The 13,665-nt window shown below is 63.1% G+C and carries 9 protein-coding genes, 1 pseudogene and 1 riboswitch; of the genes and pseudogenes, 1 reads left to right on the forward strand and 9 read right to left on the reverse strand.

All coding sequences use genetic code 11. From position 1 onward, the window contains the following. Positions 1-58: 58 nt before the first annotated feature. From AC3ISG_RS05205 to AC3ISG_RS05245, 9 genes are all read right to left on the reverse strand, one after another. Entirely contained in the window at positions 59-751 is a 693-nt protein-coding gene (locus AC3ISG_RS05205; protein WP_489298662.1) for a pseudouridine synthase, read from the reverse strand. After that, positions 741-959 (reverse strand): cysteine-rich CWC family protein, encoded by a 219-nt coding sequence (locus AC3ISG_RS05210; protein ID WP_122536037.1) that lies wholly within the window; start codon positions 957-959, stop codon positions 741-743. The genes AC3ISG_RS05205 and AC3ISG_RS05210 overlap by 11 nt, the downstream gene beginning before the upstream one ends. Before the next feature lie 82 nt (positions 960-1,041). Next, complete coding sequence (locus AC3ISG_RS05215; protein ID WP_489298663.1) at positions 1,042-4,434, reverse strand: dermonecrotic toxin domain-containing protein; 3,393 nt, start codon at positions 4,432-4,434, stop codon at positions 1,042-1,044. A 148-nt stretch (positions 4,435-4,582) separates the two neighbouring features. After that, positions 4,583-8,293 (reverse strand): urea carboxylase, encoded by a 3,711-nt coding sequence (gene uca, locus AC3ISG_RS05220; protein WP_489298664.1) that lies wholly within the window; start codon positions 8,291-8,293, stop codon positions 4,583-4,585. Between the two features lie 136 nt (positions 8,294-8,429). Next, positions 8,430-9,065, reverse strand: coding sequence for an urea amidolyase associated protein UAAP2 (locus AC3ISG_RS05225; protein WP_122622393.1), 636 nt, complete (start codon positions 9,063-9,065; stop codon positions 8,430-8,432). A gap of 11 nt (positions 9,066-9,076) precedes the next feature. Further along, entirely contained in the window at positions 9,077-9,802 is a 726-nt protein-coding gene (locus AC3ISG_RS05230; protein WP_272630040.1) for an urea amidolyase associated protein UAAP1, read from the reverse strand. 12 nt (positions 9,803-9,814) lie between these two features. Further along, positions 9,815-10,579: an ABC transporter ATP-binding protein gene (locus tag AC3ISG_RS05235; protein WP_489298665.1), complete on the reverse strand. Its 765-nt coding sequence runs from the start codon at positions 10,577-10,579 to the stop codon at positions 9,815-9,817. Beyond that, on the reverse strand, positions 10,576-11,391 hold the full coding sequence (locus tag AC3ISG_RS05240; protein ID WP_489298666.1) for an ABC transporter permease: 816 nt from the start codon (positions 11,389-11,391) through the stop codon (positions 10,576-10,578). The genes AC3ISG_RS05235 and AC3ISG_RS05240 overlap by 4 nt, the downstream gene beginning before the upstream one ends. Before the next feature lie 18 nt (positions 11,392-11,409). Next, complete coding sequence (locus AC3ISG_RS05245; protein ID WP_489298667.1) at positions 11,410-12,477, reverse strand: putative urea ABC transporter substrate-binding protein; 1,068 nt, start codon at positions 12,475-12,477, stop codon at positions 11,410-11,412. Between the two features lie 58 nt (positions 12,478-12,535). Further along, positions 12,536-12,637: riboswitch (guanidine-I (ykkC/yxkD leader) on the reverse strand. 304 nt (positions 12,638-12,941) lie between these two features. On the opposite strand from AC3ISG_RS05245, the pseudogene AC3ISG_RS05250 reads away from it, so the two are divergent. Beyond that, a pseudogene (locus AC3ISG_RS05250) lies at positions 12,942-13,448 on the forward strand (hypothetical protein); the annotation flags it as partial. Between the last annotated feature and the right edge of the window lie 217 nt (positions 13,449-13,665).

The raw sequence follows: 13,665 nt of genomic DNA on the forward strand, positions 1-13,665 counted from the left end.
GGGTGCTCAGAGACACGTTGCACGGGTTTCGTGACAGGTAGGCAATGTGACGCAGGTTTCAGATCAACGCGACTTCGTCGGCACTCAGCGCCCTGTATTGTCCAGGCGCCAGTGCGGAGTCGAGCACCAGTGGCCCCATGCTTTCGCGGTGCAGCCGGGTCACCTTGTTGTTGAAGTGGCCGAACATGCGTTTGACCTGGTGGTAGCGCCCTTCGATGATGCTCAACCGGGCGCGATGACTGTCCAGGATCGTCAGCTCGGCGGGCTGTGTCGTCAGGTCTTCAAACGCGAAATAAAATCCTTCAGCAAATTTTTCGACGTAGTTCGCGCCGATGTCGTCTTCGGTCTCGACGCAATAGACCTTCGCCAGCTTGGTGGTTGGCTGCGTCAGACGGCGCGACCAGTGGCCGTCATTGGTAATGAGCATGAGCCCGGACGTGTTGAAATCCAGACGGCCGGCGATGTGAAGATCGTCCTTGTCGGGTTCATCCAGCAGGTCGAGCACGGTGGGGTGCTGCGGATCGACGGTTGCGCTGACGCAACCCGGAGGTTTGTGCAGCATGAAATACCGGGCGGGTTTACCGTGCTGAAGGACTTCTTCATCGAGCCGCACCTGGCTGAATTCGCGGACCTCATGCAGCGGGTTTTTTACCGGCAACCCGTCGACCTGCACGCGGCCTGCGATCAGCGCCAGTCGTACCTCTTTGCGGCTGAAGCGCGGCAGGTTGCTGAGGAAACGGTCAAGACGCATCGCGACGCTTCGCCTCGACGCCTGCGCATTGCGGGCAAAGACATGCCTGTCCACGGACCTCTTCGGGTAGCGCTGCCAATACCGCCGGGTCGATCTCGGCGGTAAAACACCAGCAGGCCTGGTCCACTGTGCGCGGATCAGCCAGGGTGCAGCGGTTACTGGCGCCGCAAACAGGGCAAATGCTGGTGTCGATGATGTGAGTGTCCATGCAGGGCGCAGTCTTTGAAGGTCGCCAATGCTAGCGCGCCGCCTTGTCTCACGCCATGAGCATGTGCTGTCGCGCAACGGGCCTACGGGGTGATCGGCGATGGGCCCCTGGGTGCCACAAAAGAGGGAGAGCGCCCCAGCATCGATCCCACGGCAGGACAGCGGCAATGCACCAGCAGGATGTTGTCGTAATGAATACCTTGTCGATGCAGTTCACCGAACAGGTCCTGCAGGGTCGGGTTGGCCATACCGAACCGGTTGCGCACGGTCAGCACATCCATGGGCGTTGCAGGGAGTGGGCTCGGTAACGGAGGTTGGTGACTGTTGCGCACGACCTGGCTGATGTCCCGATAACTCTCGTAGTGCTCGCTCTGAAATTTCGCCAGCGTGTAGTTCTTGATGCGCCCCGGCAACGAAGTACCGGCCATCAGCGTGTCCCGGGCCAGCATGTCGGGAAAAGGCCCGACGCCCGGACCGGGCATAGGCTGCGCCGTGTTCAACGTTGCGTAAGGCCGGACCGACTGGCTGGCGATCCGGTGCAGCATCGGGTCGACCAGCTCGTGACCGTGAGGGGCGTAGGTTCGCAGTTCGGTGCCGTTGGGAATGGCCGTCGTGCGCGTCCACGGCAAGTAGTAGCCGTGGCTGCTCACGACCAGCGTGCGGGCCTGGGTCCGGTCCGATGTCCACAGCAGAAATTTGCGCCCCAGCTTCCACACCTGAACCGCTGAAGTGCCGAATTCGGCGTTGCCTGCAACGCTCCACGTCTTCATCAGGCCTGTCCCATTGAAGAATGGCTTGAGCAGCGTCTTGCGCGGGTGGGTCGCCCTGCGCAGCCAGTCGCCGAAACCACGGGCCGGCAGCGCAATCTTCATTCGAGTCAGCCCTCGGCCCAGTGCTGCGCTGGGCGCGGTGAGCTTACCGAACGCCTGCAAAAGACGTGGCGTGGCCGGCGCCATGTGCAACAGCCCCAGGGACAGAATGGCGAACATCGCCTGGCGCCGTTCTGCCTGACGGTCGCCGGGAAGGTTGGCGGCCTGAATCCCCAGCGCAACACTTGCCGCGCTGGCCGTCAGTGCCGCAATCGAGGCCGCCGGCAGCACGAGCGCCATCGGAGCCAACAACAGATGCAAGCGATCGAGGTGTTGAATCCACGTGTTGAGCGCCTGCTCGCGGTCGGTCACGATGCTGTCCTCGGCGTCGTACTGGCTGTTAAGACGCAGGCCCTCACAGATGAATCCCACGGGCGAGCCGGACACTTCCTGCTCGCTTAGATGATGTTGTCGGGCGGCATGGGTGTCCGGGCTGTATAGCGGCTCGGTCCAGGGACGCAGGATCGACACCGGTTCGGCCGGCGAGCGGACCCCGCCCCACAGCTCGAGGACATAACCGAGCCTGGCGTGAAAACGGCGCGGCATGTAATTGAGCACGGCCTCGCGCCAGGCAGGGTTGGCGGCTGCAGCAGTCAAATGATCGATGAGCTGCTGACGATTGCTGAATGGCACGAAGGGCGTGGACTGCCCGGCCTGATACAGCACGCCGTCGTCTCGGCCGGGAGTGGTGATTATCAGCAAGCCGACGCAGGGAGGGCAGTCAGCACTGAGGGGCAGGCCGTTGCTCACGTAAAAGCCCGCAGCGCTCCAGCGGACGGGAGCTGACCTCAAAAGCCGCGTCTCGGGCAGATGCCCCTGCTGAGCCTGCTCGACGGCATCGATGACCCGCTGGAAACTGTCCCCGGGCAGTTCACCGCTTTTCAAGGCCAGCAGCGCCTGGCTAACGAACGTCGACCAGAGCCCGCGCTCGACGTCAGCGCGTTGCTGTTGCCAGAACCGGTCAAGTTGGCGTTGCATCACTTCGAGAAAGTCGATGCCCTGAATGTATTCCTCGACGCCAATCGCGCTGATGTTCAGCTCCGCCTCGGGCGACCATGTCCCCTTGCCGCTGGGGTCGGCATAGACGACCCAGCGACCGCCTTCGTCATCGTACCCCTGAGGCTGAAGCGCCCTGAACCGGCTTATCAGTGCCTGAGCCAGGGTGACGGGCGCTTCATCCGGCGTGACGATCACGTTGCCTGCCGCAATCCGCGGATGACCCCAGGGCGTCCTCGATGTGCCGGGCAAGTAGCGGATGAACACCCGCTGCGGGTCCGTGATCAGCGTGTGCATTTGCTTCAACGGTCCCGGCTTGAGCCGGGGACACATCTGCCTCAGCCACTGGCCCATGAGCCGGTTCGCAACCCCGAGGGGCGTAGGGATTCGCGTCAGCAGTGGCTCATGGTGCTGCCAGTAATCGAGGGCGCTGACCAATGCCATCGCTGGCTCGATGGGCATGAGAGCGCAGTGGTCGTCGTCGATAAATGCGGCAGGTGATTCAACCGCATCGATGCCGCTCAGTCGTGCAGCGCAAAAGCGTTGCTGGGCGACGCGCAGTTGGGTGAACACGCCGTCCGAAGGCGCCGCCAGCGTGAGGAGGGTGTGCACGCCATTGAGGGAGAGATTCAGCCGATGCCAGGCCGATGCGTTGATCGCCTCCAGCACCTTGTCCGCCTTCCAGGGCGCGTCATCGCTGATGTACTCATGGCAAAGGGGCGCGCTGCCCAGCACATGGACATAGCAATGCCCCGTGGTGTTGGAACGTACATGGAAGATACCGGGGATGATCTCGCCGTTCAGCGCCAGCCCGTGCACGACCGAGCGTGCCGGCGGCCTGGGCGACTGCAGGTCCTGGAGACTTGGCGGGAAACGAGTAAGGCCCAGCGCATCCAGCGCCAGTAGATGGCCGTCGTTATCGATCCGCTTGCGCGACTGCAGACGGGTCAGACCGTCTAGAAACGCCAGCCTGGCGAGCATCTCCCATGTGTCGCCGTGTTGCTCCCAGAACTCGCGCTGCATCTGCTCGTGTTCCAGCGTCCATCGCGCTTCAATGAGGAGCTCGAAAAACGCCGAGACGGTCAGGGCGGGCGTCGAGGCCGACAGCGGGCGATCAGCCTCGGCGCAGCGTTTAAGGGCGAGAAATCCGAGCGGGTTCAGGGTCTCCCGGCCCAGCTCGCGTAAGGTCAGGCGCAGCTCGAACCGCTCCCGACCGTCGGTTTCAACGGCTGGCTCCAGCGCGGTGCTGAAACTCATGTGCAGCTCATCAAGGTCAATGGGTGCGCCAAATCTGGCCTGCAGCGTTTCCTCCAGCCGCTGGTCCAGATGGTGGACGATCGAGGGCGGAAACTCGAGATCCAGTTGCCAGGCTTTCAGTACCCAGACCGACCCGTACAACAATTCGGCAACCGGACTGATGGCCTGGCGCATCAATCTTTTGTGGTTCAGCGCGTGAGGTTCGGCGGGCGCTGCCGCGGTGGGCTTCAGGGATTCTGCCGGTCGCATGTCCTCCGCGAACGGCGAAACGCTGAACGCGCTGCCATGGGGCAGGGTGTCGTTGGAAAGGAGATCAAGGCCGCTCGCGGAATCGGAGCTGCTGGGGTCGTTCATGGAAAATCGCGCCACGTGGAAAGGTGCCCACTATGGCGCGATGACGGGATGCAATGGCGGTAACTATGTAGTGCGTATGCGCCCTTGTTTTATGCATAGCGAAAGCTTCAGGCGGTAAGCCTCAAGCTGCAATGACCAATAGCGCCAATCAGTCGACGTCCAGCACGACAACCCGTTGCCCGGCGCGCACCGCCGAGCCGGGTTGCACGCGGACGTCGCTGACCACACCGGCATGGGGTGCCAGCAGCGGGATTTCCATTTTCATCGACTCCAGAATCACCAGCGTTTCCCCCGCTTCGACGCGCTGACCGACGCTGACCTGCACCTGCCAGAGATTGCCGGCAATGTGGCTGTCGATGCTGGTCTGCCCGTTTTGCAGCGGGGCTTCTTCCGTGGCTTCGGCCACCGCTTCGTCGCTCTCGAACGAGGCCTGGCCGTTGGCGATCCAGCGCTCGCGCTCGGCGCTGAACGCACTCTGCTGCTGAGTGCGGAATGCTGCGATGCTCTGCGCTTCATCGGCCAGAAAGGCTTGGTACTCGGTCAGATTGAGCGTGCTGTGCTCGATCTGCAGTGGGTATCGACCGAGGGGGAAATCGCGGCGGATGGTCAGCAACTCGTCGGCACTGACAGGATAGAAACGGATCTGGTCGAAAAACCGCAGCAGCCACGGCTTGCCATCGAACGCCGCCACCGCGCGATAGCGGTTCCACATCTGCAACGTGCGGCCCACGAACTGATAACCGCCGGGGCCTTCCATGCCGTAGACGCACATGTACGCGCCGCCGATGCCGACCGAGTTTTCAGCGGTCCAGGTGCGCGCCGGGTTGTATTTGGTGGTGACCAGTCGATGCCGGGGATCCAGCGGCGTGGCGACCGGCGCGCCGAGGTAGACGTCGCCCAGTCCCATGACCAGATAGCTGGCGTCGAAGACGGTGCGGTGCACCTCGTCGAGGTTCGGCAGGTCGTTGATGCGGCGGATGAATTCCAGGTTGCTCGGGCACCACGGCGCGTCCTTGCGCACGGTGGTCATGTACTTTTCGATGGCCAGCTGGCAGGCCGGATCATCCCACGACAGCGGCAGATAAACGATGCGCGACGGCACCTCCAGATTCTTGCTGGCGCAGACGCCGTCCCACTCGCCGGCGACCCACTTGAGCAGCGTGTTCAGCGGCAGTTGCTCGGGCTGGTAATGCACCTGCAGCGAACGAATGCCGGGCGTCAGGTCGATCACGCCGTTGAGTTGCTTGCGTTCCAGCGCCTGCATCAGCGCATGGCCCCGGAAGCGCAGCACCAGGTCCAGTTCCGCCGCGCCGATTTCCAGCAACAGATGGGTGTCGCCAGAAAGTCGAGCAACGAGGCGGGTGTCGTCCTTGCCGATGTCGAGCACAACAGGCGAGGTCAACACTGCCCCTTTTGGGAAGACAGCAGGAGAGGTCGACGCTGCCCCTTTTGGAAGCACAGCAGGCGAGGTCGACGCTACACCCTGTGGGAGCGAGCTTGCTCGCGAATGCGATGCCCCAGCCGCCACATATCCATCGGATGTACCGGTCTCTTTATGAGCAACCTCAGTCCCACCAAATGCGTGACGGGCCGCTTCGACGCTCACCGGATAAAACCGCACCTTGTCCCCGGCCTTGAGCTGCCCCAACTGCCAAAGATCCGCCTCGATGATCGTCACCGGGCAGACAAAACCGCCCAGGCTCGGCCCGTCCGGCCCAAGAATCACCGGCATGTCCCCGGTGAAATCCACCGCGCCGATGGCGTACGGATTGTCGTGAATGTTCGACGGGTGCAGACCCGCTTCGCCGCCGTCGGCACGCACCCATTCCGGCTTCGGCCCGATCAGGCGCACGCCCGTGCGGCTGGAGTTGAAATGCACTTCCCAGTCGGTGGCGAAGAAGGTCTCGATGTAGCGCTCAGTGAAATATTCCGGCGCGGCGTGGGGGCCGTAGATCACCCGAATGTCTCGCACTGCCGGCAACTCGGCGATCTGCGCTGGCGCCAACTGTTCACCTGCGCGGCGGTCCACCAACGGCGCAACATGTAGCACGTCCCCTGCGCGCAACGCTCGTCCGCCATGCCCGCCAAACTGGCCCAGGGTGAAAGTGCTCTTGCTGCCCAGATAATCCGGAACATCCAGCCCACCCCGCACGCACAGATAACTGCGGGCACCGGCGCCAGCGATGGTGCCGAGGGCCAGCGTCGAGCCTGCTGAAACGAGCAAAGACTGATTCATCGGCTGCACGTCGCCATTCAGCGTCAGCGAAATGACCGCGCCCGTCACGGCGATGACCGCATCGGTATTAAAGCGCAGCGTCGGCCCGGTCATGGTGATTTCCAGCGCGGCGCAGCCTTCAGCGTTACCGACCAGAGCATTGCCCAGGCGCAACGATCGGCTGTCCATCGGTCCGGACGGCGGCACGCCCACTGCCCAGTAACCCAGACGCCCCGGGTAATCCTGAACGCTGGTCTGGGTCCCGCCGCTTAGTACCTCGAACGTGTCGGCGCGATAGCTCAGCCCCTCAAGGCACCGCGTCCACGGCTGACCGCTGGCGAATGGCACGTCCGCGATGATCTGCCGCAAGTAGTCGCGATTGGTCTCGATGCCGTAAAGCCGCGTTTCACTAAGGGCTTGGGCCAGACCGTCGCTGGCGGACGCCCTGTCCGGCGCCCAACTAATAACTTTGGCGATCATCGGATCGAAGAACGGCGGAATTTCACACCCGGCCTCAACCCACGTGTCGATGCGCAGGTGTTTGCCGTCGGCGGCGGGAAAGTGCACCGAGGTCAGCAACCCCGGGCTCGGTTGAAAATCCCGGCCCGGGTCTTCGGCGTACAGACGCGCCTGAATCGCATGGCCGACAGGCTGTAAACCCGCGCGCAATTCAACCAGCGGCGGCAGATCGCCGGCCGCGAGCTGAATCATCCAGCTCACTAGGTCCATGCCCCAGACCTGCTCGGTCACGCCATGCTCGACCTGCAAACGAGTGTTCACTTCCAGAAAGTAGAAACGCTGATCGTCGCTGTCGAAGACGAACTCAACCGTGCCGGCGCTGCGATAGTTGACCGCTTTCGCCAGTTTGATCGCCGCAGCGCACAGTTCATCGGCCATGCCGTCGGGTAGGTTCGGCGCGGGGGTTTCTTCGAGGACTTTTTGATTGCGACGCTGCACCGAGCAGTCGCGCACGCCGAGGGCGATCACCTCGCCACGACCGTCGCCGAACACCTGCACTTCCAGATGGCGGGCACGCTGGATGTACTTCTCGATGAACACGCCGGCGTCGCTGAAGTTGTTCTGGCCCAGTCGCTTGACGGCCTCGAACGACTCGCTCAGTTCGCTGGCGCTGCGGCACACGCGGATGCCGATGCCGCCGCCGCCCGCCGTGCTTTTCAGCATCACCGGGTAGCCGATGGTTTCAGCAGCGCTTAATGCGGCGTCCACGCTGTCCAGCAATTCGGTGCCTTCCAGCATCGGCACGCCGTGCTGTTTCGCGAGGGCGCGGGCGGTGTGCTTGAGGCCGAAGACCCGCAATTGCTCAGGTGTCGGGCCGACAAAGGCGATGCCGGCGTCTTCACAGGCCTGGGCAAAGGCCGCGTTTTCGGACAAGAAGCCGTAACCCGGATGAATGGCTTTGGCACCGGTGGCTTGAGCGATGGCGAGAATCTTGTCCATCGCCAGGTACGTACCGGCGGCGCCACCTTCGCCGAGGCTGTGGGCTTCGTCGGCTTGCAGGATGTGCAGACTGGCAGCGTCCGCTTCGGCGTACACCGCGACGCCGCCGACCTGCAGGTCGCGGAGGGTGCGCAGGATGCGGCAGGCAATGGCGCCGCGGTTGGCAATCAGCAGTTTGTCGAACATGGCATAGACCCCGGGGACCGATAGCGATCAACCCCACACTGGGTAGCGGGCCGTCCCGCTGTGGTACGCGTTGCACGAAGGCCGTCCCTCGCGCCGAAGCCTTGAAGCCCTGAACACTTGAATCTGTGGTCAGCGGTCAGTCCCAGACAAGCAGTTCTGCCGGGGTCGGGTTGTAGCCGTTGCACGGGTTGTTCAGTTGCGGGCAGTTGGAAATCAGCACGATCACGTCCATCTCGGCGCGCAGTTCGACGTACTTGCCGGCGCCGGAAATGCCGTCCTCGAAGGTCAGCCCGCCGTCCGCCGTGACCGGGACGTTCATAAAAAAATTGATGTTCGGGCTAATGTCACGCTTGCCCAGCCGGCCGTCATGGATGCAGGCGCGCAGGAAGCTGTCGCGACAGCTGTGCATGTGCTTTTTTTCCAGCGCATAACGCACGGTGTTGCTCTCCTGGGCGCAGGCGCCCCCGAGGGTATCGTGGCGCCCGCAGGTGTCTTCGACGATGGTCAGCATCGGCTTGCCCAGGTTCGAATAAAGGACGCTGCCCTTGCTCAGGTAAACGTTGTTCTGGCGGCGCAGCGTGCGTTGCACGTCATAGCGTTCGCGGGGGTTGGCGAGGCTGTAGAACAGCGTGTCGACCGCCTGATTGCCTTCGAGATCGAGCAGGCGCAGGGTTTGCCCGGCCTTGAGTTCGGTCAACGATGGCTCGCCCGCCGGGATGTGGGTGATGGAAACGGGGGCGTTCGTGTGGCGATGAGAGTGTGCGGTGCTCATGGCAAGCCTCCTCAGGCGAACAGGCGATCAGTGTTGATGAAGCCGCGCACGTTTTCTTCGCGGGACGTGCGGCAGTGCTCGGCGACGCTGGGGTCAGCCCTCATCCAGCTCAGCTTGACCGGCTGCGGTGCGTACTCGGGGTTTGGGTCCATCGGGTGTTGCAGGGCGGTCATGACGACCAGCGTGTCCATCGGCGCGTACAGCTCGATGCTGTCACCCGCCTTCGAATTGCCGGGGACGAAGGTCAGTGCGCCGTGATCGTCGACGTTGACCCGGCTGAACAGGTTTAGCGTCATCAACAGGTCGGAAAGCCCCAGGCCCCACTTGCCCATCTCCACCAGCAAGTTGTCAGCGCCGTTGCGGAAGAAGCCGTTGCGCAATTCCTGGTAGCGGCCCTGGCCGTATTTCTCTGTGACCTCTTCGGCGCAGAGCACGCCGCCGATGCTGTCGCTCCAGCCGCAGGTGTCAGCGGTGATCGCGGCCAGTACCCGACCCATGTCCGAATACAGGCAGTGGCCGGTGGTGAGCTTGGCGGTGTGCTGGCACTTGAGGCTGTCGGGCAGGTTCAGGCGCTCGGTTTTTTCATGGGCGTTGAACATCGTCAGGCTGACGTTGGCGTTGCCGTTCAGATCGGTCAGACGCAGCAGTTCGCCACGTTTGAGCACGAACGACAGGTGGCCACCGCCGGGTAGCAGCTCTTCGGCGAACACGGGAAACAGCGGGGTTGATTCATTCATGGGCAATGTCCTTCAAGCCGTTTTCAGCGAATCGAGCGCCACGCGGGCGGCGCGACGATCGCTGTTCAGGGGAATGTCGTAAGTGATGCGCGCGCCATAGGCGCCGGGGGCGTGGGGGTCGATGCGGACCTTGTCGAACACCAGCAGTCGGGTGCCGAGGTTGAACCCCTCGGACAGGTCATGGGTGACCATGAACACCGTCAGTTTCGTCTCCCGCCACAGCTCCAGCAGCAGCGCGTGCATGTCCTTGCGGATACCGGGATCGAGCGCGCCGAACGGCTCGTCGAGCAGCAGAACCCGGGGCTTCATGATCAGCGCCTGGGCGATGGCCAGACGCTGTTGCATGCCGCCCGACAGTTGCGTCGGGTACTTGTCCAGCGCGTGATCAAGGCCGACCTTGTGCAACAGCGCCGCCGCCTGTTCGCGGGCGTCACGTTTGGCGGCGCCGAACAGCCACCCGAGCAACCCCGAGCGCGGCAATTCAAGGCCCAGGGCAACGTTGTCCAGCACCGACAAGTGCGGGAACACCGAATAGCGCTGGAACACTACGCCACGGGTCGAATCCGGTTCCTTCTCCAGCGGCTGACCGTCCAGCAGAATCGTGCCTTTGCTGGCGACTTCCTGGCCGAGCAGCAGGCGCAGGAACGTCGATTTGCCGCAGCCCGACGCGCCCACCAGGGTGCAGAACTCGCCTTCGGCAACGCTCAGGTTCAGGCTCTCGAGCACCACCTGATCGCCATATTGCTGCCAGACGTTTTTGACCGAAATAAAGCTCATGGGCGCGCGCCCTCGTACCACGGGAATGCCTTGCGCGTGAGCGCTTTCAGGCCCCAGTCCATCAGCCAGGCGAGGAGGGTGATCCACACCACGTAGGGCAGAATCATGTCCATCGCCAGATAGCGTCGCACCAGAAAGATCCGGTAACCCAGACCGTCAGTGGAGGCGATGGCTTCGGCCGCGATCAGAAACAGCCACGCCGACCCCAGCACCAGCCGCAGCGAGATCAACAGGCGCGGCAGCAATTGCGGCAGCACCACCCGCAGGATCAGCGTCCAGGTCGAGGCGCCCAGGGTCTGCGCCTTGATCAGCAGCTCGACCGGAATCTCCCGGGCGCGCTGCTCCAGGTCCCGCGCAAGCACCGGCGTGATGCCGATGACGATGAGCATCACCTTCGACAGCTCGCCCAGACCAAAGACGATGAACAGGATCGGCAGAATCGCCAGCGGCGGCACCATCGACAGCACGGTCAGCAGCGGCGACAGCGGCGCGCTGAACAGCGGCAGCACCCCCGAGGCGATGCCCAAGCACAACCCGACCACGGCGCTGATCGCCAGCCCGATTGCCAGTCGCTTGAGACTGGCCCCGGTGTCCTGCCAGACGATGTATTCGCCGGTGCGTTGATCGGGCACGACCGCCACCCGTTTGATCGCATCGGTCATCTGCACGGCGCTGGGCAGCAGCTTGTCGTTGGGGTTTTCCGTCAGCCGTGTCGCCGAGCCCGTGAAATAGGCGAACAGCAACAGGGCGAACGGCAGGAGCACCAGGATCAGGCGACTGGCGCGATCCGGGCGGCGGTTTATCAAACGCATGGCAAAGACCTTTGGTTTTTACAGCGTGCCGTCGGCAGCCATCTGCACGTAGCTCGTGTCGAAGTGCAGCTTGAGGTAGGCCTTGTCGCCTTCGGTGACGCTGTTGGCGAAGGTCATGCCGACGGCGCTGGCGTCTTTGGCGCCTTCGCCGAGCAGGCCGTGGTCGAAGGAGAAATCGGCGACCTTGCGCATGGTGGCCGGCAGTTGTTTGCTGGTCGCAAACTCCAGCGCTTCTTTAGGCGTGGCGAACAGCTTGGTTGTGTCCAGTTGCGACTGGAAGCCGGCCAGATCGGTGCCCGACGCCTGGGCCATGTGCTCCAGCGCGGCTTTGGATTCGGCGGATTTGGTGTTCATCAGCGCCACCACTTCAAACCACGCGCCGGTCAGGGCTTTGCCCAGTGCCGGGTTGTCTTTCAGGGTCTGGGTGTTGACCACCATCATGTCCATGATCTCGCCAGGGATCTTGCTGGAGTCGAACACCTCGGTGACGCCGGGCTTGGCCTTGATCTCCGAAAGCATCGGGTTCCAGGTGGTGACGGCCTTGACCTCGCTGGTGTTGAAAGCAGCGGCGATGTCGGCGTCGGAGGTGTTGACGACTTTCAGGTCTTTTTCGGTCAGGTCCACCGAGTCGAGGGCGCGGGCGAGCAGGTAGTGGGACACCGACAGCTCGACCAGATTGACGTCCATGCCCTTGAGGTCGGTGACTTTCTTGCCGTCGCCCTTTATGACGATGCCGTCGTTGCCGTTGGAGAAATCGCTGACCACCAGCGCGGTGCTTTCAACGCCTCCGGCGGCAGGGATGGTGAGGGCGTCCATGTTGGTCATGGTGCAACCGTCGAACTGGCCGGCGGTGTACTGATTGATGGATTCGACGTAGTCGTTGAGCTGGGTGACCTTGATGTTGATGCCGTATTTCTTGGCCCACTTGTCGACGATGCCTTGAGTCCCTGCGTATTCCCATGGCATCCAGCCGGCATAAATGGTCCAGCAGACGTCGAAATCTTTCTTCGGGGCGGCGGTGGCCGAAAGGCTCAATGCGGCGAAGACGCCGGCGGTGAGCAGGCTGAACAGACGGGACTTTTGCATGGGGTGTCTCCAGTAGCGAAAAGGGCGGTCAGGAGTACGGCGACACCACTGGTGTCCTGTCTCCCGGGCTTTTATCCCGCCGTGTAACCTCTACTGGAGGTCGCCAACTCTCGGACCAGCCACTCGCTTGAGGCGAGCCGGAACCCTAGTCGGCTATTGCAAATTGTGGTGCCGCGAACCTGAGATGACTCCTGCACAAGCTCCCTCAAGCGAGAGTTGTGCCAAGTTGCGCAAACCCTTGTGGCGCCTGAGCCGCGCGGGCACAGGTCGTTTGACGAAGGGCAAGACGTGCACTGATGCAGGGCGCCGTCTGGCGGCTGGGGACCGCGGTGGGGCACTCGCTCATGATTCAAGAGTCTGAGTTAGCGTTCTCGGCAGTTTCGGGGACGCCGACCAGCGCCGCTGGTTCGAGCTCTACCGCGGTCCGGGAGGCCGCCATGTATCGACGATTGCTTACCGCTTTGATGACGTTGTCCCTGGCAGGTTGTTACGGAGGTTATTACGAATCAGAAAGCTACACGCAGCCGATCTATAGCAGTGGCTACAGCAGCGGTTACGTGTACGAGAGTTACCGTCCGGTCGCTCCGGTGTATTCCGCAGGGGCGGTGTATTACTCCTCGCCGCGTTATTACTCGGCGCCTCGCTACTATGCGCCCCCTCCACGTTATTACGCTCCGCCACCCCGTTATTACGGGCCTGGCTACGGACGCCCCGGTTATGGACGCCCTGACTACGGCGGCCGCCCCGGTTATGGTGGCGGCAATTGGAATGGCGGCGGGTACCACGGCGGGGGTGGCTACAACGGCGGCGGTTATCACGGCGGCGGCAATGGTTATCGCCCTCCGCCTCCAGGTCCGCGACCCGGTGGCGGAAATGGCCCCGGCCCCGGTGGTGGCTGGCATGGCAATCCCGGAGGTGGCGGTGGCGGCGGTCCACGTCCCGGCTTTGGGCCTGGCGGAGGTGGCCACCGGGGAGACGGCGGTTTCGGTCGTGGTGGTCAAGGCGGACCGGGCGGACGAGGCGGCGGCAATCGCTGAGTAACGCAAAAACGGCGCTCCGAGGAGCGCCGTTTTTTATGAGATGAATCTCACGGTTGAGGTGTACCACCCGACGCCTTCCCCGCTAAAGCCAGTCCTATAGGGGAAACGCATTCCAATAGTGGGACCGGCTTCAGCCGGGAAGTGGCCC

The organism is Pseudomonas sp. GL_135 (assembly GCF_057834665.1).